10 protein-coding genes and 1 pseudogene are annotated in these 23,425 nt (G+C 60.8%); 7 read left to right on the plus strand and 4 right to left on the minus strand.

Going from position 1 to position 23,425, the window contains the following annotated elements:
- Positions 1-2: 2 nt before the first annotated feature.
- The 3 genes from ACZ5WW_RS04600 to ACZ5WW_RS04610 all read right to left on the minus strand — a co-directional run bounded on the left by ACZ5WW_RS04600 (position 3) and on the right by ACZ5WW_RS04610 (position 3,730).
- Positions 3-1,172: an efflux RND transporter periplasmic adaptor subunit gene (locus ACZ5WW_RS04600; RefSeq protein ID WP_377167277.1), complete on the minus strand. Its 1,170-nt coding sequence runs from the start codon at positions 1,170-1,172 to the stop codon at positions 3-5.
- Positions 1,173-1,373: 201 nt separating this feature from the next.
- Positions 1,374-3,479, minus strand: a complete 2,106-nt coding sequence (locus ACZ5WW_RS04605; RefSeq protein WP_377167275.1) for an acetate--CoA ligase family protein — start codon at positions 3,477-3,479, stop codon at positions 1,374-1,376.
- Positions 3,480-3,577: 98 nt separating this feature from the next.
- Positions 3,578-3,730, minus strand: coding sequence for a hypothetical protein (locus tag ACZ5WW_RS04610; protein WP_377167273.1), 153 nt, complete (start codon positions 3,728-3,730; stop codon positions 3,578-3,580).
- On the opposite strand from ACZ5WW_RS04610, the gene ACZ5WW_RS04615 reads away from it, so the two are divergent.
- The 6 genes and pseudogenes from ACZ5WW_RS04615 to ACZ5WW_RS04640 all read left to right on the plus strand — a co-directional run bounded on the left by ACZ5WW_RS04615 (position 3,729) and on the right by ACZ5WW_RS04640 (position 20,829).
- The gene (locus ACZ5WW_RS04615; protein WP_377167271.1) at positions 3,729-4,952 is read left to right on the plus strand and encodes a DUF5722 domain-containing protein; all 1,224 of its coding nucleotides are present in this window, start codon (positions 3,729-3,731) and stop codon (positions 4,950-4,952) included. The genes ACZ5WW_RS04610 and ACZ5WW_RS04615 overlap by 2 nt on opposite strands.
- Positions 4,953-5,270: 318 nt before the next feature.
- Positions 5,271-6,140, plus strand: a complete 870-nt coding sequence (locus ACZ5WW_RS04620) for a helix-turn-helix domain-containing protein (protein WP_377167269.1) — start codon at positions 5,271-5,273, stop codon at positions 6,138-6,140.
- A 146-nt stretch (positions 6,141-6,286) separates the two neighbouring features.
- On the plus strand, positions 6,287-7,198 hold the full coding sequence (locus ACZ5WW_RS04625; RefSeq protein ID WP_377167267.1) for an HAD-IIA family hydrolase: 912 nt from the start codon (positions 6,287-6,289) through the stop codon (positions 7,196-7,198).
- Between the two features lie 1,824 nt (positions 7,199-9,022).
- Positions 9,023-9,706: pseudogene (locus ACZ5WW_RS04630) on the plus strand (autotransporter-associated beta strand repeat-containing protein); the annotation flags it as partial.
- A 192-nt stretch (positions 9,707-9,898) separates the two neighbouring features.
- Entirely contained in the window at positions 9,899-15,997 is a 6,099-nt protein-coding gene (locus ACZ5WW_RS04635) for an autotransporter-associated beta strand repeat-containing protein (RefSeq protein ID WP_377167781.1), read from the plus strand.
- 128 nt (positions 15,998-16,125) lie between these two features.
- A complete protein-coding gene (locus ACZ5WW_RS04640) occupies positions 16,126-20,829 on the plus strand; it encodes an autotransporter-associated beta strand repeat-containing protein (protein ID WP_377167265.1) in 4,704 nt (1,567 codons plus the stop codon).
- A 55-nt stretch (positions 20,830-20,884) separates the two neighbouring features.
- On the opposite strand, the gene ACZ5WW_RS04645 is transcribed toward ACZ5WW_RS04640, so the two are convergent.
- Complete coding sequence (locus ACZ5WW_RS04645) at positions 20,885-21,907, minus strand: cytochrome-c peroxidase (protein WP_377167263.1); 1,023 nt, start codon at positions 21,905-21,907, stop codon at positions 20,885-20,887.
- 141 nt (positions 21,908-22,048) lie between these two features.
- On the opposite strand from ACZ5WW_RS04645, the gene ACZ5WW_RS04650 reads away from it, so the two are divergent.
- Entirely contained in the window at positions 22,049-23,410 is a 1,362-nt protein-coding gene (locus ACZ5WW_RS04650; RefSeq protein ID WP_377167261.1) for a right-handed parallel beta-helix repeat-containing protein, read from the plus strand.
- Positions 23,411-23,425 lie beyond the last annotated feature (15 nt).

Below are 23,425 nucleotides of genomic sequence, written 5' to 3' on the forward strand. Positions count from 1 at the left end.
GATTACTTGGAGGCGCTTTGAGGCGGGGCCGGTGCATCTGCGGCGACTTTGACCGGCACACCGGGGCGGATCTTCTGCAGATTGTTAATGATGAGCTGGTCACCCGGCTTGAGCCCGGAGCTCACCAGCCACTGATTGCCAACGGCACGCGGCGTTTCCAGCACGCGCAGCTCCACCTTGCTCTCCGCACCGACGACCATCGCCGTCGGCTCCCCCTTGGTGTTGCGGCTGACAGCCAGCTGCGGCACCAGGATGGCGTCCGGCGTGGTCCCCTCCTCCAGCCGCGCACGCACAAACATGCCGGGCAGCAGGTCGTTTCGCGGATTGGGAAACACCGCGCGTACCGTAACGGAATTGGTCAGGGGGTTCACTGTCACGTCCGCCACTTCCAGCGAACCTTCCTCGGAGTAGATGTCGCCATTTTCAAAGACCAGCTTCACACGCGCCTGACCGGAGGCGTTGGGTTTGAGCGTCCCATCCGCAAGCGCATGCTTCAGCCGCAGCAGGTCGCTGCTGGGCTGGTTCACGTCCACATACACCCGGTCAATCTGCTGCACCGTGGCCATCAGCGTCGCTTGGTCAGTACGCACATAGGCCCCCTCCGTCACCTGCGAAAGGCCGATGCGGCCGGTGATGGGGGAGGTCACCTTGGTATAATCCAGATTGATCTTCGCCGTCTTTACAGCCGCCTGACCGAGCAGCACCTCCGCTTGGTTGACCCGCTGGCTGCCCGAGGCTTCATCATAGTCCTGCTTGCTCACGGCATGGGAGTCGATCAGTGACTTCATGCGGTTCAGTTTCAGCTGGGCGGAATTCAGCCCTGCTTCGGCACGGGCCAGCGTTCCCAGCGCGCTCTCATACGAGGCTTCATACTGCGCTGGATCGATCTCATAGAGCACCTGGCCCTCCTTCACATCACTGCCCTCCTTGAAAAGCCTTTTCAACACGATGCCGCTGACACGCGCCCTCACCTCAGCCACGCGGATGGCCGAGATGCGACCCGGAAGATCCTGCGTCAGCGTCACCGGCTGGGCTGCGACGGTGACAACTCCCACCTCCATCGGGCCCATCGCCATCGGCGCAGCTTGGGGCGGGCCTCCTGATGGAGTGCGCCCGCAACCAGCAAGCAGCAGCGCCAGCGCAGCCAGGGTAGGTTTAGAATGAATACTCATGCACTGAAATTTGTTTCTTGCCGCGTCCTTAGTTCGTTTCGTGCGTCCGCCTGGACGCCGCTGATCTCATGCAGCACATGTAAATACAGCAACCCTTGAATCTGCCAACTTCCCGTCAGCTTCAGTTTGCAGGACCGTGGCGGCCACCACATACGGCCAAGCAAAAACGATTAGGCGCGGAATACGCAAACCCGCAGTCATTCAGGCCCGCAGGACAGCCCTTGCATCCAAAGCCACGATGCCTTCCGCAGTCGCCAGCAGAGGATTGATGTCCAGCTCCACAATGCGCCGCTCATGCTGCACCAGACGGGCAAATTTCACCAGCACATCATCCAGCGCCGCCAGATCCACCGCAGGCTGGCCACGCACACCATGCAGCACCTTGGCGATTTTAGTCTGCTCCACCCAGCGCCGCGCCAGCGCATGATTCAGCGGCGGGAGGGCCAGGGCGTGATCCTGCAGCACCTCCACCAATGTCCCGCCCGCACCGATGAGCAGCACGGGCCCGAACTGCGCGTCCGTGCTTGCACCGAGGATCAGCTCCATGCCCTTCTGCGTGACCATTCGCTGCACCGTCACACCGTCAAAGGCGGCAAGCCCATGCAAGTGCGTCACGTTGTCCTGGATCAGACGCCATGCCTGCCGCACGGCCGTAGCATTCAGCAGGTTGAGCTGCACACCACCGCAGTCGCTTTTGTGCGTGATCGTGGATGAAAGCAGCTTGATCACCACCGGATATCCCAGGGCATCCGCAGCAGCTATCGCAGCCTCCTCGTCATAGGCGGCCCGAGTTTCCACGATGGGGATTCCCGCCACATGTAGCAGTTGCTTGGCCTCCTGCTCCGTCATCAGCGTGCGCCCGCTGCCGAGCACCGCATCGATCAGCTCGCCCACGCATGGCAGAGCCTCCCCCTCGTCATCATCCGCATGGGCGCTGAGCGTTTCGCTCAGCCAGATCAGTCGCAGCCGGTGCTCCCGCATGCGCACAAAAGCCTGCGCAGCCTCGTCAGGGTAGTCATATGTCGGCACCCCGGAGGCATTCAGGATGCCGCGCCCCTCCAGCACGCTCTGCGCCCCCATCCAGCTCGCCAGCAGCGGCTTGCCTATCTCACTGGCGATCACAGCGACCTCACGCGCAATGTTGGTAGGATGCGTCATGGACTGAGGCGTCAAAATGGCCAGCACACCGTCAACCGCCGCATCCTGGCACACGATGCGCAGCGCCTGTGCAAAGCGCACCGCATCGGCATCCCCCAAAACATCCACCGGATTGTGGTGGCTCCACTGGGCGGGCAGCAGCGTGTTCAGCTCCGCCATGGTCTGTGGCGAAAGCTCCGCGAGCTCCCCTTTGCCCAGCACCAGTGCATCCGTCGCCAGTGCGGCAGGCCCACCCGCATTTGTCACCACAGCCAGCCTTTTGCCGGTCGGCAACGGCTGTTTGGCCAGCACCTCCGCCATGTCAAACAGCTCCTCGATCGTGTCCACGCGCAGCACACCGCTCTGCCTGAGCGCCGCATCCAGCACCGCATCGCTGCCGGTCAGCGCACCTGTGTGCGAAGCCGCCACACGCGAGGCCTCCGCCGTGCGCCCGACTTTGATCACCACAATCGGTTTCTGCGCAGCCACCGCCCTGGCCGCAGCCAGAAAAGACGCCGCATCATCTCCCACCGACTCCATGTAAATCACGATGCTTTTCGTGTGCGGATCATCCCCAAAATGCCGGATGAGATCGCCCCAGCCTACATCAGCCATCGCCCCCGTGGAAACAAAGGCGCTGAAGCCCACATTCTGGTCATGGCTCCAGTCCAGAATGGCTGTGCACAGAGCCCCGCTCTGGCTTAAAAACGCCACCCGCCCCGGCCGCGCCACACTGCTGGCAAAGCTCGCATTCAATCCTGCATGCGGATTCATCAGGCCAAGGCAGTTCGGCCCGATCAGCCGCATGCCATGCCGTTGCGCCGTTGCCAGCACCTCCGCTTCGAGCTGAGCCCCATCCTTCCCTGTTTCTTTGAAGCCCGCAGAAATCACCACCGCCGCTCGCACACCCGCCAAGCCAGCCTCCTCGACAAGCTGCGGAACCGTCGTTGCCGGAGTCACGACAATCACCAGCTCCGGCACCTCTGGCAGAGTGGCGATGCTGGGATAGGCCTTTGCCCCGCACACCTCCGCACGCTTTGCATTCACCGGATACACCGCTCCTGAAAAGCCTCGCAGATTGTCCCAGATCGCACGGCCCACGCTCCCTTCGCGTTCCGAGGCTCCGATGAGGGCGATGCTTCGCGGCTGGAAAAAGGCGGTGAGAGACATGCGGAAACCTACGGAAGTAACGCCAGGTGTCTCAACACATGTTGTGCTTTATTGGCAGCATTCTGCCACGCTGTCTTCGCCTGGTGGGAGTCCCGGCCTCACTCCTCATCTCCAGCGCAGCAGGAGCCGCAGGCAGCGTAGCATTCATCGCAGATGAACTCGTCTCCAAACTTCACCGCCTCGGGTGCCCCGCAGCGTTCACAGGCAGCTTGCAGTTGCTCTTTCACCTCGGCGGTTGTCTCGTCATTCATGCGTCAGTTTCTTCTCTTCCTCTTCATCGCGCAAATTGCCTGTGCACAAAACACGGATCCCTTCCCTGCGCCTCCGAATCAAAAGGGCCTCCAGGTTCAAATGGTGGATGACGCTCTTTCGCTCGGCATTCACCACGCAGGGATCAATGTGAACCTCACCGCGCTGTATGACGCCCGCTCCAAGCCGGAGAGCGGAGACTTTGTGTTCAATCAAAATTACCTCGCTTCACTGGACCGCCAGATCAAGCCTCTTTCAGACAAGGGTGTCCTGGTCTATCTCATCCTCATTGCCTACCCCTCCAAGAATCCGGCCATCGACGCGGTCGTTCTTCATCCCGGACACCGCAAAGACTGCAAGTTCAGCGTTGGCGCGGTGAACACCACGAACGGCTATCTTGAGGCGGTCATCAGCCTGCTGGCGGAGTACTGGAGCGGCGCGCACCCCGAGCACGGCCGCGTGTGGGGCTGGATCATCGGCAACGAGGTCAACTCCCACTTTCTCTGGAACAACATGGGGCCCGTGCCCCTTGAAACCGCCGCCAGTGAATATGAAAAGGCCTTCCGCATCATGCATCTGGCCATTCGCAGGCATTCGCAAAATGCACGCACCTACCTCTCCTCCGATCATCACTGGAGCAGCAGCATGCACAATGTGAGCTCCCTGGAGGCCACACCGGGCCGCGACTTCCTCGACACTTTTGCCAGGCTCGTGCGCAAGCGCGGCGACTTCGACTGGCATGTGGCCTGGCACCCTTACCCGGAAGATCTCGGCAATCCACGCGCCTGGGCTGACAAAACGGTCACGCATGATGATGGCACGAACAAAGTCACCTTCAAAAATCTCGAGGTCCTTCCAGCACATCTGGGCCAGCCCGAACTGCTCTTCAAAAATGCCCCGCGCCACATCATCCTCAGCGAACAGGGTTTCCACACACTGCTCACACCGGAGGGGGAGCAGCTTCAGGCAGCAGCCTATGCGTATGCATGGGAGAAGATTCAGACCCTTCCCACAGTCGACGCTTTCATTTACCACCGCCACGTGGATCATGCCCACGAAGGCGGCCTGCGCCTTGGATTATGGCGCAACGCTCCCAACTCTGTGGCAGACCCCTACAGCAAAAAACTCATTTATGAGCTGTTTAAAACAGCTGGCACCCCGGGTTGGCGAACCGCCGCCGATGCCCTCCTGCCGGTGACTGGGTTGAAATCCTGGCATCAGTAGCGCATTCAGCCTTGCGACTTCCGGGATGATACGAATGTCGCAGATCAACAAACATCTGTGCGGAGCATGGGCACAGCACCGCCGGGTGGCACACATGCTGCACTGGGAGCCCCTCGGAAGCCTTCATCTGAAGGCCAGCCCACATCATTCATTTTCATGATTCTCCGAGCCTGAAACCAACCATTCTCATAATTATACGCCCCAAATATGAGGTGCTGCATGCCACTTTGATTCGTATCAATTCATGAACGATTTCATAAGTTCCACATCTGAAATGGCAGGCCTGTACACCTGCATGTTTCTCAGCAACCGCAACTGATGAAGCCCATCGTTGAAAAGCTTTCACCTCTAGCAGCAGCCGAACCGGTGGTCTGCGAGCTCGTGCGTGGGCAGGATTTCGGCTGCGTGTGGCACTACCACCCGGAGTGCGAGATCACATTGGTCCTGAAAGGCGGAACCGAACGCCTTGTCGGCAACAACATCTCTCCGCTTTCCCCTGGAGACCTCGTATTCATGGGCCCAAACGTGCCTCATGACTACCGCAACCAGCCTTCCGCAGGAAAACCAGTCACTGACGTCGAAGCCATCGTCGTGCAGTTCACGCCAGAGCTGCCCGGGCATGGAGACTGGCTGCAGCGTTCATCCATGATTCCCGTGCGCCGCCTGTTCCAGCGGGCCGAGCAGGGCCTGGAAGTCAAGGGCATCACCCGCCTGACTGCCACGCGCATCGTTCAGGAAATGCTCCTGGCACATGGAATGAAGCGTGTGATCCTCCTGCTGCAATTGCTCGATCTGCTTTCAAATTCGGAGGAACTCGAGGAAATTTCGTCAGCCGTTCTTCCGCAGCCAAGACCGGGAACATCAGATCGCGTCAGCATGGCCTGTGAGTTTATTGCCACTCATCTGCCGGAGCCAATTTATGTGGCTGATCTGGCGGCGATCGTGGGGCTGGGCAAGAGCGCCTTCAGCCGCCTTTTCAAAAAGAGCACCGGCCGCACAGTGCCTCAGTATGTGAATGAGCTTCGCATCGCACGCGCCTGTCTTCTGCTCGCAGAAACCGATCTCACCGTCAGCCAGATTGCCATGGACTGCGGTTTTGTTTCACCCGCGCATTTCCAGCGTCAGTTCAGGGAGCACCAGCACTGCGTCCCGCTGGCTTATCGCAGCCGCGTGATTCAGTCTTCCTGAAGCCGAGTGCATAAAGAGCGTCTGCTTTGCACGATTCGGGGTCTGTATGGCTGAAGTGATGGTCCCTGACATGCTTAAAGCAGAAGTCCAAGAGAGCCTGCTGACAGCTTTTGCCGCATGCTCCTAACCCAAAAATCACTAACACGATGCCTCAGACAAAAGGACTGCTGATCGACATGGACGGTGTGATCTACCGTGAAAACCAGCTGCTGCCCAAGGCGGCCGAATTCATTCATCATCTCATCGAGACCTCGACACCGTTCGTCTTCGTCACCAACAACTCCGCCCCCACGCCTGAAGATCTCGTCGTCAAACTCAATCATCTTGGCATCACCGGCATTTCGGCACGGCATTTTTACACCGCGGCCATGAACACCGCGGAGTTCCTGGCGGAAAACCATCCCTGCTGCACCGCTTTTGTCATGGGAGATGCCGGCCTGACTCTGGCGCTGCAGAAGGCGGGCATTCCCAATGATTCGATACGGCCCACCTACGTGGTCGTTGGTGAAGGCATGCAGTCCACAGAGAAACTTTCCAAAGCGCATGAACTCATCGAGAAAGGCGCACGGCTGGTTGCAACCAATCCTGACAACTGGTGCCCGGTGAAGAAAGATGTGACCCGTCCCGGCGCAGGCGCCCTGGCTGCTTATCTGGAGGCGAGCACCGGCCAGCGCGCCTACTTTCTTGGCAAGCCCAACCCCTACATGTTTCAGCGCGCCCGTCGTCTGCTGCAGCGCCATACAGAAGAGGTGATGATGGTGGGGGACACCATGGAGACTGACATACGCGGTGCCATTGAGGTCGGCATGCAGGCATGCCTGGTACTGACAGGTTCAACGCGCCTTGAAGATCTCAACAACTACGTGTACCAGCCCACCTGCGTATTGGAGGGTGTTGATGAATTGCTTGAAGAGCTTCAAGGCACAGGCACCAGCAGCAGCCGCCTGCAGTTTCTTTCACGGACCACCGCCAGCGCGCAGAAAAAGCCTGCGGCAAAGCACCCGGATCAGCGCAGCGAAATCGCCTATCCCCGCCCACGACCGGCCATGACCAAATAGCCGCTTCTGAGGCATTGCATGCACAGCCCTCAAAACTGGCACGCGCATTGGCACTCATGAGCCCGTCAGGTCTTGCGTGCACAAATAGAGTCTTCTTTGCGCAATTCGGGGACTGCACGGCTGGCATGGGTGGTCCCGCATATGCTTAGCGAACGAAGGACGCCGAATCCCCCGCCTATGCAACTCCTCCTTCCTGCTCGTTACGCACTACGTTTCCGCCACGTTTTTGCAGCGGTGATTTTGCAGATGTCCGTCGCAGCCCAGGCACAGACACTTACTTGGGATGCAGACACATCCACATCCGGCCTGCAAAATGGCAATGGCAACTGGAACACCTCCAACACCAACTGGCTCAGCGGCTCCACCAACACATCCTGGGTCAACTCCGCCACGGCAGTCGCAGACATCGGCGGCGGCACCGCCATCACCACCGGAACATCTTCGGCACCGCTCACCATTACCGTTCAGTCAGACATTCAGCTCACCACACTGAACTTCCGTGGCTTCACGACAGCTCCCACCAGCTTCAATATGTACACCCTGCAAGGCGATGTGGCAGGACGCATCATCGACTTCGGAGCCAATGGCATCATTCAAATGGAAAACCTCTCCTCCGGTGGCTCGCAGTTTGTCGGCCTGGGTGCCAATCTCCGTCTGAAAGGAAGCAACCTGCGCATTCAAAAATACGGCACAGGCACGACCTTCCAGTACATCACACTTTCCATGGTTACAAATCCTGACCTGACAGGATCGTTCACCATCGGCGGCAGCATCTACGCCACCATCAGTACGCCAGGAACGCTTCAGGCTGTGGACCGCATCGTGGTGGAGGCAGGCGGCACGGCGGCGCTCAGTGGCACGGGTGCCAATTACACGCAGGCGTTTTCTCTGGCTGGCATTGGCAACAGCCTCACTTTTTCCGGCACGGCCTATGGAGCCATCCGTCTCGTCGCCAACAACATCACCCTCTCAGGCCCCATCACCCTGACGGCAGATGCCGGAATTCATACAAACTTTAGCGGCTCGAACGGCTTCAGCGGCACGATCTCTGGCTCGATCGGAGACAATGGGAACAACTTTTCCTTCAACCGCTTCACCTTCACACGGGGGGGAGACAGTGTGGTGACCATGACCGGAGCCAACACATATGGTGGAGCCACCATCCTCGGACGCAATGTGGCCAGTTACTCCGGCGGCACCACCATTCTGGATTTCAGCGCCGCAGGAGCCCCGCAGACCAACATCCTGTACAATGGTCTCGCCACCCCGGGAAACCTCGTGATGGCCAGCGGAAACTCCGCGACCACGCTGCGGCTCCAGGGCAATGCCGGACAGACAAACAGCCAGGCCTTCAAAGACCTCAGCGTTTCCGGCGCCTACAATGTGATCGAGCTCATCTCTGGCACAGGAGGCACCATCAACATGAGCATTGGCAGCATCAGCCGTGTGGAAACAACCGCGGTGCTCTCCGTGCTGGCCCCTTTCTCCGGCAGCATTGCCACCACACAGGCAGCGGGCTTTGCCGGCCCATGGATGACCTACAGCAGCGCCTACGGAGCCCGAAGCTGGGGACAGGTGGCAGGCGGGATCATCGCCGGAGGCTACACGGGAGACACCGTGCTGGCCGCAGGGCAAAATCTGGGGTCTGTACCCTTTTCAGCAGCCTCCAATGCCACCATCACCAGCGGCACCTCGGGCGCAGTCACAGCCGGCGCAGGCGCCACCAACCTCAACACGTTGACCACCACGGACAACACCGCCGCCCGTCTGGTTTCGCTCGGCGCCGGGCAGACGCTCCGCCTGGGTGTTCAGGGCGGCATCCAGATGCTCAATGGTGCTCTGGATCTCACCATCGGCTCTGCAGGCGCAGCCAGCACTCTGTCTGCAGGCGGCAGCGTGACCAACACCGCAGGCGTTCTCTTCCTCACCAATCTCTCCAGCACAGGCACTCTGACGGTCAATTCCGTCATCGCAAACAACGGCTCCGCAGCAGTCACTCTGGTGGCCAATGGTGCAGCCGGGTCGATTACGGCCCTTAGTGGCACCAGCACCTATTCGGGCGGCACGCAGATCTCCAGCGGCATTGTGCAAGTCCTCAGCGCAGGCGCACTCGGCACCTCGGGCACGGTCACAGTCCTGGATGGGGCCACACTCGCCCTGTCAGGTGGCATCACCCTGAGCCGTGCCCTGGCCGCCATAGAAGGCTTTGGGGATGGTGGCAATGGCGCCATTCGCAACCTCAGCGGCACCAACACCATCACGGGATTGATCACGCTCGCGGCCCCGGTGCTGATCACCGCAGACGCTGGCACCGTGCTCAATCTCGGCACTTCACCTGCCACCACCATCCTTAGCGGCAGCAATTTCCTGAACTTTGGCGGTTCTGGCACGATCAATGTGGGCGGCGCCATTGCCGCCGTCTCCGGCTTTGTCAAAACGGGTCTTGGCACGCTCGTGCTGAGCGGCACAAACACCTACACGGGTTCCATCACCCTGAGCCTTGGCACCCTGAAGCTCGGCACGGCCACCACCTTGGGCTCTGCCTCGGTGGCCCTCAGTTCAGGCGGTGTTTTGGAGCTGAACGGCTTCAGTGTCAGCAATGCGGTTAGCATTGCCGGTGCGGGCAGTGGCAGCGGAGCCGTCATCAGCAGCAATGGCGCAGCCACCTTGACCGGCGCCGTTTCATTGACGGCCTCCGCCATGCTCGGCGGCGGGGGAGATCTCACCATCAATAACTCCGGCGGCCTTACCGGCAATGTGCTGCTGACCAAGACCGGCAGCAGCACACTCACCATCATCAGCACCGCCACCAGCGCACGCACCGGCACAACACAGATTGACTCCGGCATCCTGCGCCTTCAGGCCACGGCAGCCTCCATTGCCCCCATAGGCACAGGCGCCTTCGCGCTCAATGGCGGCACCCTGAGCCTGGGCTTCGATGCCACCACCACTTTCACCAATGTGGTCAATCTGATCAAGGACAGCACCATCATCGCGGACCGTGCCTCATCGGGCGCCGGCTCCACGGTCACCACACTCAGCACACTCACCATCGGCGGAAACACCCTGACTGTGAAAGCTGGCGGCAATGTCACCAGCGGCACGATCGGTCTCACCCTGGGCTCAGTCAGCATAGGCGGTGTCTCGATGCGCCCCGGAAATCCGACCTTCGACGTGCAAAGCTCGGACAATGCCGCACTGACTCTCACCCTTGGGGCCTTCAACGATCAGGCTATCGCACCGCGCACCCTCACCTTTCAAAACAGCGGCACAGCGGCCAGCTCCATCACCCTGGGCTCGGCGGCCAGCAGTCTGGTGGACGGCACCATCGTGAACATAGCAAACACGGGAGGTGCCGTGAACTTGACCCTTTCCACCACGACATCTCTCGGCAGTCTGGCCCAGGTCACAGTCGGCAGTGGCAACACCCTCACGGCAGGCATCACCAACATTGTCCTCGGCTCACTCTCCGGAAGCGGCACCGTCAGGGCTGCAGGTGCCTACACACTCATCGTGGGCAACAACAGCAGCGCCACGCCCCCCAGCAGCACTTTCACCGGCATCCTGGCCAACGGCTCCGGCACCCTGGCATTGACCAAGGCAGGTCTTGGCACTTTGACACTCAGCGGCAGCGCCTCAAACACCTACACCGGACTCACCACCGTCAATGCGGGCACTTTGATTCTGGGCAAAACAGGCGGCGCAACCTCCACGGGCGGCGGAGCACTCACCATCGGGGTAGCGGCCGCCAGCACCGTCGGCAATGCCACCGTGCGGCTCGACGGCGATGAGCAGATGGCTGTCACAGCCACCTCGGACCTCACCATCAATGCAGGCGGCACGCTGGACATGAACGGCCATACACTGACGGTCAACACCCTGGTGGCCTTCTTCGGCTCCACCGTTTCCGGCTCTGGCACGCTGACCATCAATCGCACTGCGGGCACCATTGCCTTTTCCGGCATCAACACCTTCAGCCCGACCCTCCAGATCACCACCGCTTCCAGCGCTATCGCAACACGCACGGTCCAGGTCACCAACGTCGCCGACAGGCTCACCCTCAGCGGCTCAATCACCGAGACATCAGGCATTGCAGGCTCCATCACAAAGACCATGTCCGGCACCTTGATTCTCAGCGGAGACAATAGCTACACCGGTCTCACCATTGTCAGCGCCGGCATTCTCAACATACGCAGCGCCACCGCCCTCGGCACCATCACCTCCGGCACATCCGTCACCAGCGGCGCCACCCTGCAGATTCAGGGCGGCATCACCACTCAGGCAGAAGCCCTGACTCTTGCCGGAGGCTCAGGCTTCGTCGGCTCCGCAGGTCTGGGCATCCAAACCGGCGCCTTGGTCAATGTCAGCGGCATCAACAACTATGCAGGGCTGATCACCCTCTCCACCTCTGCCGTCACGATTTCGTCCGACAGCGGCACCCTCAATCTCACCAACACTGGCCCGCTTACAGGCGCAGGCATTGGTTTGATCCTGGCAGGCGCTGGTGACGGCAGCATCTCCAGCGTCATCGGCACCACCACCGGCACCCTGACCAAGAACGGCACAGGCACCTGGACACTCAAAGGCGTCAACACCAGCACAGGAGCCATCACCATCAACGCAGGCACCTTGAAACTGGGAGACGGAACCTCCGGCAGCTGGAGCACCGCCCCGGGTCTGACCTACACCGGCAGCGGCATTTTCGAGTATGCTGGAGGCGCTGTTTCTGGCACACAGGCTTTTGGCGCACTGACACTCACCACCGGCAGCGGAGTGCTGAAAGTGGTCGCCCCGGCCTCCGGCACCAATTCACTGTCGTTCACCTCGCTCGTAGCTTCAGCTCTTGGCACCGGGCTCAACATTGTCTCGCCGGCAAACACCAGTGTGACCATCACCGGCGCCGCAAATACCAACGGCATCGTCAATCCGCGCATCACCTACAACGGCGCTGATTTCGCCGCCGCCACCTCTGGAGTCATCGGGGCCTCAGCCACCACCACGGCCACCAGCAGCCTCACAGCCGGCAACACCACCCCCTACCTCATCAGCGGCTCATTCCTGCAAACCACCTCCTCCATCATCAATGCGGGCTTGAAATTCACAGGCGGCGACACCCTGACGCTCGACACCGGCATCCTTCTCACCATCAACAATGGCACAAACGCCCCCGGCGGCATCCTCGTCACCGGTGGCGTGGCCGCAGTCATCGCTGACGGCCTCTCCGCCACCGGCCTCACCACGGGCGGCAGTGGAGATCTGGTGATCGGCACCAATGCAGCCGGCGACAGCCTCAGCATTCAGGTCTCCATCACTAGCACGACCACCGGAGGCGTCACCAAAAACGGTGCAGGCACACTCACCCTTGCCGTTGCCAATGCCTACACGGGCGCCACCAACATCAACGCCGGAACTTTGATCCTCGGCAACGCCGCATCTCTCAGCAGCTCTGCGGCGACTGTTCAGGTGGGCGGCGTGCTCGACCTCAACGGCAAGCTCATCATCAACACGGCCACACTCAACGGCACCGGCATCGGCAGCAGTGGCGCGCTGCTCAACAACAGCAGCACGGCGGCCGCCATCGGTGCTCTGACCATTGGCTTGGGCAATGGCACCGGAGGCATCGGGGCCAGCATCGGAGGCAGCGGCGACATCACCTCCACCGGCGTTCTCTCTGGCAACAACATCCTCGTCAAAACCGGCACCGGCACCCTCACCTTTGGCAACAATGCGGGCACCGCGCTGGCAAGCACACGCACGGCGGCAGTCCGCATCGACTCAGGCACCCTGCGCATCAGCAACTCCACCTCCGCCATCGGCACATCTTCTGCGGCCATCATTCTCAACGGTGGCACGCTGAGCCTCGGCAGCACAGCCAGCGTGGTGGCATATCCGGTCTCCGTGACGTCCAGCTCCACCATTGTCTCCGATGTCTTCACCTCGGGTGCCGGACTCACTCACACCCTCGGAGCGCTCGCCATAGGCGCACAGACACTTACCATTCAGGCTGGCGGCAATGTCACTACGGCTGGAACCAATGCCGGCATCACCTTCGGAGCCACCACACTGCTCGACAGTCCCACGTTTGACGTTCAGAGCCCCACCACGGCCTCCAGCGGCACCACCACACTGACACTGGGCGCATTGAGCGACCTCGGCGTGGCCAGGACCCTCACGTTCATGAACAGCGGCACATCCACCATCAACAGCTCCGTCATCCTGGGCACCGCCATGGCGAGCCTCATCGACGGCACGGTGGTAAAGGTCAACAGCGGCGCCTTTGCCGGCGTGACCCTGAATTTGAACATCGCGGCGGCACTCGGCACACTGGCCCAGGTGACGGTCAGCGGAAACAGCCAGATCAGCCTCGGGGCCGCGCAGACGATTGGCTCACTGGCCGGGGATGGCACAGTCAAAGCAGCCGGCGTCTACACCCTGACCATTGGCAACGCCAGCAGCGCCACACCGTTGAGCACCGAATTCACCGGAACACTGAGCAATGGCTCCGGCACTTTGGCGGTGACCAAGTCCGGCCTCGGCACGCTCACCCTCAGCGGTACAAACTCCTACACCGGCGCCACCACCGTCAGCCTCGGCATCCTCAGGCTGAAAAGCAGCTCTGCGCTGGGCAGCACCACCGGCGTGATCATCAGCGCGGGTGGCACGGTGGATTTGAACGGCCAGAGCACTGACCGCAGCTTCACCAGCATCAGCGGAACAGGGCACAACGGCATCGGAGCCATCATCAACTCCAGCAGCACGACCGCAACCATCACCGGCACAACGGTGCTGGGTGCTGCGTCCAAAATCGGCGGCACAGGCAACATCCTCATCAGCAACTCCGGCGGCCTGACCGGCAGTGTCCTGCTCACCAAATTTGGCAGCGGCACGCTCACCTTCATCAGCACCAGCGCCAGTGCACGGAGCGGAACCAATCAGATCGATGAAGGCACGCTGCGCTTGCAGGCGGCGAGCGCCATTGCCGTGGTCGGCACCGGCTCCATGGCCATGAATGGCGGCACTCTCAGCCTGGGTTTTGACGCCAGTGGCACGATCAGCAATCCGGTCAATGTGCTGGCCAGCTCCACCATCATCGCAGACCGCGCCACCGCCGGCGCAGGAGGCCAGACCTTCACCATGGGCGCCGTTGTCATCGGCAGCAATACCCTGACGGTGAAAGCAGGCGGCAATGTGACCAGCGGCACAATCGGGCTGACCCTGACCACCATCACCATCGGCGGCCCGGCTCTGTCTCCCGGCAATCCGGTCTTCGATGTCCAGGGCACCTCCAGCGCAGCCATGAATCTGACATTGGGCGCGCTGACTGACCAAGCCATCGCCCCTCGCATCATCACCTTCCAAAACAGCAGCGCGGGAACCACTGGCAGTGTGACTCTCGCCACTGCAGCCAGCAGCCTTTTGGACGGCACTCAGATCGTCCTCGCCGGCACCGGCGGCGCCATCACCTTGAATCTCAACAACGCCACGGCCATAGGCGCATTAAGCCAGCTTTCCATGGCTGCTGGCAGCACCCTCTCGCTGGGCACCTCGCAAACCATCAGTTCCCTCAATGGCAGTGGCACTGTGACCGCCACGTCCAATTCGCTCCTCACCATCGGCAACCCTCAGAGTCAGACCTCACCAGATTCCGCATTCTACGGCTCCCTGACCGGCGCAAACCTCTCCGTGGTCAAAGCCGGCACCGGCACACTGACCTTGGGCGGCAGCACTGACAACACTTTCTCCGGCTCTTCGGGGCTGGCAGTCAGCAGCGGCACGCTCGTGCTGGCAAAAAGCTCTGGTGCAGTGGCCGTTTCCTCCAAGCTCATCATCGGCACCGTCGGCGCATCATCTGGCAGTGCCACGGTTCAGCTGGCCGGAACTGGCCAGATCTCCACATCGGCCACCGTGATCATGAATGCCCGCAGTTTTCTGGACCTGAACGGCTACAACACCACCTTGGGCACATTCGTTGGCACCCCAGGCGGCACGATTTACAACAACGCCTCGGGCACCGCCACCACCCTCACTGTAGGCGCTGGGGACACCTCAGGCCAGCACCTTGGCTCCATCCGGGACAACACCAGCGGCACCGGCACCGTGGCTCTGACCAAGACCGGTTCAGGAGCCTTCGTTCTGGGAGGATATAACACCTACACCGGCACCACCCTCGTTCAGGCAGGTTCACTGCAGGTAGGCCTCACAGGCATGGGCACCAGCGGCACGGGCGCAGTCACTGTGCAAAGCGGGGCCACCCTCCTCGGCTCCGGAGTCGTTCAGGGCTCCAGCTTCACCGCAGCCAGCGGCGCTACCGTTCAGGCTGGAGACAGCACAGCCCAGAGCAGCTTCGGCACCCTCACATTCCAGCCCGGCACAGGCTCCGGCACCATCGATTTCCAGGCAGGCAGCACCATCATTCTTGGCCTCAATCCGGGAGGCACATCAGACCTGCTCAACATTGTTGGCAACGGCTCCACCTCTCTCCTCTTCAATGGCAGCCTCACCGTCACCGCCACGGCTTTCACTCCCGCCGCACCGGCCGTCTTCAATCTCGTGGACTGGTCCGGACTCGCGGCATCCCCCACCTTTGACAGCCGCTTCAGCTACACCGGCCAGCTTTATGGCAACGGAGATGAAGCCAGCGGCTTCGACCTCCCTGATGTGTCAGGTTCGGGCTACATATGGGACATCAGCAGCTTCACCACCGATGGCACCATCGCCCTCGTCCTCGTGCCAGAGCCATCCCGCTGGATGCTGCTGGGCGTCGGCCTTGGCATTCTGATGCTCCGTCGCAGACGCTAGCTCGCCACCTTTTCTTGGCATTCCTGTCAAATGCACAAAAAGGGTCTCCTTCGCCTTTTTTAGCGTCTGCACGGCGTCCTCCATGGTCTCATGGATGCTTTGCAAAGAGGGGCTGAATCCCCCCTCTCATGCCAATTCCCCCCCTCACATGCCGCCGGACTCGCATCCGGCATTTCTGCGCACCACTGGCTGCAGCTTTTTTACTCCCCTGCCTGTCCTTCGCCGCCTCAAGCCTGACCTGGGATGCCGATGGCACAGCAGGCGGCGCCACCGGGGGAACAGGAAACTGGAACACCACGTCGTTGTTTTGGAATCTTTCCAATGTTATGCGGGCATGGAATAATGCCAGCAGCGACATCGCCATCTTTGGCGGCACGGCCGGAACGGCCACACTGACGGAAGCCATCACGGCAGGCGGGCTGACTTTTAACGTCGATGGCTACACGCTCGCTGGCAATGGCAACACGCTGACTCTGGGAGGCAATGTGACCGTCACAAACACCGGCACTCGCGCACTGCTTCAGTCCAGCATCACCCTGGCCGCAGCCACGACCTTCACCGGCTCGGGAGATCTGACCTTTGACACCGGCTACAGCATGAGTGGCGGGAATTTCGGCATCTCCAAAACCGGCACGGGAACCCTCTATCTCAAAGGTTCCATCACGGACGGAGGCACTCTGACCATCAGTGGCGGCACCACCAATTTGTCGGGAAGTTACACGCGCACAAGCTACTCCACATCCTACGGCTTGTCTGTGACCGGCGGCGTTTTCAATGTCACCGGCACATTGGGCACGTCAGCGGCCAATCCCACCGGCCAGACGGCTTTTTCAGGCGGCAGCATCACCAACTTTTCAGGCACCGCCTATCTCTCCGGCTCCTCCTCCACGTTCAGGGTTGGGGAAGGCACCAGCGCCACGGTCAATGTCACCGCCGGCACTCTGACAATTGGTTCGAGTTCAGGTGGCCTGGTTCTGGGGCGCAGCGCCTCCATCGCAAACGGTTATTTGAATATCTCAGGCGGCACGCTCAACGTGGCAGGCAGCGCCTCCCGCATCCGCATCGGCGCAGGCTACTCAGACACAGAGTCCAGCGGCGCCAGCGTCATGACCATTTCCGGAACGGGCGTGTTTGACACCAATGCCTCCTCCTCGGACACCATTCTGCTCGGCTCCAATTTGCTTGGCAACACGACCAGCACCGGCACCATCAATCTCGACGGAGGCACACTCGCCACCAACCGCACCATCACCGGCGGCCTCTACGCAGCCTCCATTTTCAATTTCAACGGCGGCACACTGAAGTCCAATGGGACTACCGTCACTCTGGCCACCAGCCTGACCACGGTCAACATGCGCAATGGTGGCGCGGTGATCGACACCAACGGCTTCGCCATCTCCATTGCCAAGGCGCTGACTCATTCCAGCATCATCGGAGACAATGCCACGGATGGTGGTCTGACCAAAATCGGACTCGGCACACTGACCCTGTCCGGCACCGAAGCCAACACCTACACAGGCATCACCCTCATCAAAGCCGGTGAACTGGACCTTTCGAAAACCACCGGAATCAACGCCATCTCCGGCCCTGTTACCATTGGCGATGGCACCACCTCAGCCATACTGAAACTCATCGCCAGCGACCAGATTGCCGACACCAGCGTCATCACCTTTTATGGCACTGGGGCAACCGCTGGCATCTTCCGTCTCAACAACAGGAGTGAAACCATCGGCGGCCTCAGCAGCACGGCCGGCGCGGGCATCATTGAAAACGAGTCAGGCATCGCCGCGACGAGCACACTCACCGTCAATGTTGACTCAGGCTCCCAGACTTTCAGCGGCATCCTCCGCAATGGAGACGGCACAGGGACAGATGGCACGCTCGCTTTCACCAAAGCAGGCGCCGGCACCCTGACCCTCGGCGGCACAAACACCTACACAGGCGCGACGGTGGTCAGCTCGGGCACATTGATCCTCACCGGCACCAGCACTTACGCAGGCAGCACAACGATCAACGGCGGCATGCTCACTCTTGGCAGCACCAACTCATTTTCGAACAGCACCCTGATCAACGCAGGCACCCTGCTTATCAACGCAGCCAGTGCCTTCTCCGGCAGCATCACCATCACTGCCGGCGGCACGCTCCAGTTTGGAACCAGCAACGCCATTTCGACCACCCCGGTCCTGAACCTCACCGGAGCTGGCGGGAGCAGTACGGCGACGTTCGCCCTGAATGGCTATAACTGGACTTCCGGAGCCATCAACTTTTACGACGCCACCTCGGGAGCGACGAGCACAGGCACCATCAGCATCGGCAGTGGCGGCACGCTGACTCTGGGTGGCACGGTCACCGTCACCAGCACCAGCAATCCCCTGGGCGCACTCATTAGCGGCGGCACACTGGATCTCGGAGCCGCCACACGCACCTTCGCCATCAATGACAGTGGCAATGCCGTGCATGATCTCACCATCTCATCCGCCATCACCTCTGCGGGCGGAACGTACGGCATCATCAAAACTGGCATGGGCAGTCTGCTGCTGAGCGGCGGCGTGAACATCGCAGGCGGTGTCACCGTCTCCAGCGGTGTGCTGGAGATCGCTGGCACGTTCACCAATGGCACCAGCACCACCAGCGTGGGTGCGGTCTCCACACCAGGAATGCTGCTGCTCGGCACGGGGGCAGATTATTCCACCAAAACGCTCGCCATCGGCAGCAGCGCAGGTTTTCAAGGGGCCCTGCTCATGCGCGGCGGCACGCTGACGCTCACACCCACAGATCCCCAGACAGGCATCTCTCTTGGGGGCCCGGGCTATGGCAGCCTGTTCCTGTCCTCCGGAACCATCAACACCAAACGGGTTGACTCGCTGGACGGCACCACCGCCGCATCCATTGCTGTCATGCAGATCAGCGGCGGCACGCTCAACACCTCCAACTACATCATGTTCCGTAACGAGCGCTGGGAGTTCACCGTCACTGGCGGGCAGGTGCTGCGAACAGGAGACGCCATCGCGCTGGGCTTCCGCAGCGGCGGCACTTCGGGCACGGCCACCACCACCGCACAGGGCGTCATGACAATGGCCGGAGGTGTGGTCAACAACGCCGGCTACACCATCACCATCGCCCAGCAGAACAACAACACGGCGCTTGGCACCACCTATCTCAATCTCGATGCCGGCACACTGATCAACAACCAGATCGTCCACTACAACAACACGGGTGCCGCCAACAATGCCGTCGTCAATTTTAACGGCGGCACGCTGCAGGCGGGTGGAAACACCACCGCCTTCATCACAGACAGCGGCACAGGAGGAACGGGAACCCTGACCGCATATGTCAACGGCGCTTTCGGCTCCTTCAATGGCGGCGCTGTGATCAATACGAACGGATTCAACGTCACCATCCCCATCGCCCTGAGCACGCCCACTGGGAACGGCGTCGCCAGCATTGCCGTCACAGACGGTGGCAGCGGATATTATGGGGCGCCGTATGTGGAGATCAGCGGCGGTGGTGGCACCGGAGCCACGGCCTTTGCCACAGTGGACCTCGATCCCGCCAGCCCCACGTATGGCAAAATCCTGAGCGTCACCATCAGCAATCCCGGCGTCGGCTACACCTCCGCCCCCACCGTGACCTTGCTCGGCGGCGGTGGCAGCGGCGCAGTTCTGGGCACCGTCACCACCGCGGCAAACACCTCCGGAGGACTCATCAAAAACGGCCTCGGCACGCTCACGCTCTCCGGCTCCGCAGCCAATACCTTCACCGGTGGCTCCTTCATCACCGCAGGTGAACTGGACCTCGCCAAAAACACAGGGGTAACAGCGATCGCCGGCAGTATTACCGTGGGAGACGGCACAGCCTCCGCCGTGCTCAAGCTCATCAACAGCGAACAGATCGCCGACACGAGCGTGGTCACACTTGAGGGCAGCGGCTCCAATGCCGGAATCCTGCGCCTCAACAATCTGGCAGAAACCATCGGCGGGCTCAGCAGCACCGGCGGCGCAGGCATTGTTGAAAACGAGTCCGGCTCCGTCTCCACCGGCACGCTCACCGTCAACGTCGCCTCCGGCACACAATCCTTCAGCGGCACGCTGCGCAACGGTGACGGCTCAGGCACGGACGGCACGCTCGCATTTGCCAAAACTGGCGCAGGAACCCAGGTGCTCTCAGGCACCAACACCTACTCGGGCACAACAACCGTCAGCGCGGGCGTGCTGCAGATCGGCAGTGATGGAACCGGATCCTCCGGCACTGGCGCCGTGACCGTGCAGAATGGCGCAACCCTGACTGGCACAGGCATCGTTCAGGGCACCAGCTTCACTGCGGCCAGCGGTTCCACAGTCCAGGCCGGAGACGGCACCTCTCAGGCCAACTATGGAACCCTGACCTTTGCCCCAGCGTCAGGCTCGGGAACAATCAATTTTCAACCTGGCAGCACCATCATCCTCGGCATACGCCCGGGCGGCACCTCCGACCTGCTAAACATCGTGGGCACCGGCACGAACACCCTGCTCTTCAACGGCAACCTCACCGTCACCGCAGACGCCTTCATGCCCACAGCACCGGAGGTCTTCAATCTGCTCGACTGGACGGGGCTCACCGTCGCCCCCATCTTCGCCAGTCGCTTCAACTTCACTGGACTGCTCAGCGGCAATGGTGATGAAGCCAACGGCCTCGACCTCCCTGACATTTCCGGCTCAGGCTTCTATTGGGACATCAGCGGCCTCACCTCCAACGGCTCCGTTGCCATCGTCCTCATCCCCGAACCTTCGCGCGCTTTTCTGCTGGGGCTGGGTCTGGCATTCGCTTTTTTCAGGCGCAGACGCTCACAATAAATCAGCCGGGCATCACTGCCCGGCTGATGAGTAGATCCAAAATGAACCGTTCAAATCACGCCTTGGGCGTGTCTGCGGTGCTCTCAGGCAGCTTCGGAGCCTTGATGTAATCGGCTGGGAGATCCCCTTTCAAAGCCTTGAGGAAGGTGACGATCGACGCCGTTTCTTCGTCACTGAGCTGTTTGCCAAGCTGGTATTCGGCCATCTTCTTGACCATCTCGTCCAGGGTCTTGACCGAACCATCGTGCAGGTAGGGACCTGTTTCAGTGATGTTACGCAGGCTTGGCACTTTGAAGAAGGCCTTTTCCCCCTCGTTCTTGGTGACGTCCGCACGGCCATTGTCCTTGAGATCAGGCCAGGCCTTCACCAGACCGAGCTTCTGATACATCATGCCGCCTACGGCCACACCGTTATGGCAGGTGACGCAGCCGGTTTTGGCAAATGTGGCAAAACCTTTCTTTTCCTCGGCGCTGAGAGCCTCCTTGTTGCCCTTCAGGAACGCATCCCACTTGGAAGGCGTGAGCAGCTTGCGCTCAAAGGCACCCACGGCTTTGCCGAAGTTGTTGTAGTTCACTGGGTCAGCCTCACCCGGGAAAGCCGCTTTGAAGGCCTCCACATAGCCGGGCATGCTCTTCAGCACCTTGATCACAAACTCCTCGCTCGGAGCTCCCATCTCGACAGGGTTCAGCACCGGCCCCTTGGCCTGCTCCTCCACACTCGGTGCGCGGCCATCCCAGAACTGGGCGATGTGAAGCGCTGCATTGTAAACTGAAGGCGAGCTCCGGCCGCCGAGCTTGCCCTCATGCCCCGGAGAAAACGGCAGGTTGTCATTGCCGTATTTGTCCAGCACGTGGCAGGAGTTGCAGGACATCTTTCCGCCCTTTGAAATACGGGTCTCAAAGTAGAGCTGGCGTCCCAGGTTGATCTTCGCTTCTGTGAGTTCGTTCGTGGGAGATGCCGCCTCGGCTGGCAGCGGCATGAACATCGGCAGAAAGGCTTCGGAGAGATCCGCCTGCGCAAAAGCAGAGGATGCGCTCAGGCCGGTGATAAGAGCAAGGATTCGTGCGGTGGACTTCATGTGGATGATTGGGTTTAAAACAGCTGGTCGATACGTCCCCTGAATGCCGTGGGTTTCAAGGGAATGCGACTGAGACGATTTCTCATCATCCAAGTCAGCTTCAAATTGACGGAAACCCGCACAGACGTCTAGGCTGAAAGAATGATCTCAAAATCTTTTCTCCTCCTGCTTGCTGCAGCAAGCATGGCTCTGGGTCAGCAGCCAGTCGGCGATGGCAAGACGGATGACACAGCCGCGCTCCAGCACATGTTCGACACGGTCGGAAGCGTGAAGCTGCCCAAAGGCACATATCGCATCACCAAGACCCTGAAAATCGACCTGACCAAGACGGGATATGCCGCCCTGAGTGGTGATGGCACGGTCCGGCTCGTCATGTCTGGGCCGGGCCCCGCGCTGCATTTCCTAGGCACGCATGAAGGCTCCGCGGCACCCGAGTCCTTCAAACCCGAAGTATGGGAAAACCAGCGCACCCCCATGGTGGAGGGCATCGAAATCGTGGGAGCGCACGCCGAGGCAGACGGGATCGAAGCCACCGGCACCATGCAGATCACCCTCAGCCGTGTCGTCGTTCGCGAATGCCGGCACGCGGTGCATCTCTCCACTCGTAATCGCAACGTGCTGATCTCCGCCTGCCATTTCTACCACAACACCGGCATCGGCGTGTTTTATGACAACGTGAACCTCCACCAGTCCAACATCGTCGGCAGTCACATCAGCTACAATGGCGGCGGCGGTGTCGTCTCTGTCGGCGGCAACGTACGCAACCTCCACATCGGCACCTGCGACATCGAGGGCAACCACGCCAAGGACGGCCCTCCCAGCGCCAATGTGATGCTCGACTCACGCGGCGGCTCCATCGGCGAAGTCACCATCACCGGCTGCACGCTCCAGCACACGCACAAGTCGCCCGACTCAGCCAACATCCGCATCATCGGCTCCGGCACGGATCCGTCCCTTCTCCGCCGCGCAGGGCGCGAGCACACCCGTGAGGGCAATGTCACCATCACTGCCAACGTGTTCAGCGATGTGCAGGTGAATGTGGAAGTCCAGCACTCGCGTGGCGTCACGATCACCGGAAACACCTTCTGGGAAGGCTTTCAGCACGATCTCGTCGTCGCAGACAGCAGCAACATCGTGGTCACAGGCAACAATTTTGACCGCAACCCGCGCTACCTCGTGAATGGCAACGACAACGCGGAAAAAAACGGCGTCGTCTTTCTCCGCTGCGATGACAGCGTTCTCAGCAGCAATGTGATCAGCGGCGTGTGGAAGCAGCGCGCCGCAGTTGACGTCCAGTCCTGCAACCGCCTGCAGATCGCCCACAACAGCATTCTCGACTCCGATGGCGCCGGCCTTCACCTCGAAGAGGTGAGCAACAGCATGATCGTCGGCAACATCATCCGGGATGACCGTGAAGAGGAAAGCCGCAGCAAAGCCCCCTCCCTCAGCGTTGTCGGCGGCAAGGCAAACGTCATTGAGCAGAATGTGCTTGGCAACAAATAACCTGGCCATCGACGC

It is taken from the genome of Prosthecobacter fluviatilis (assembly GCF_055388355.1).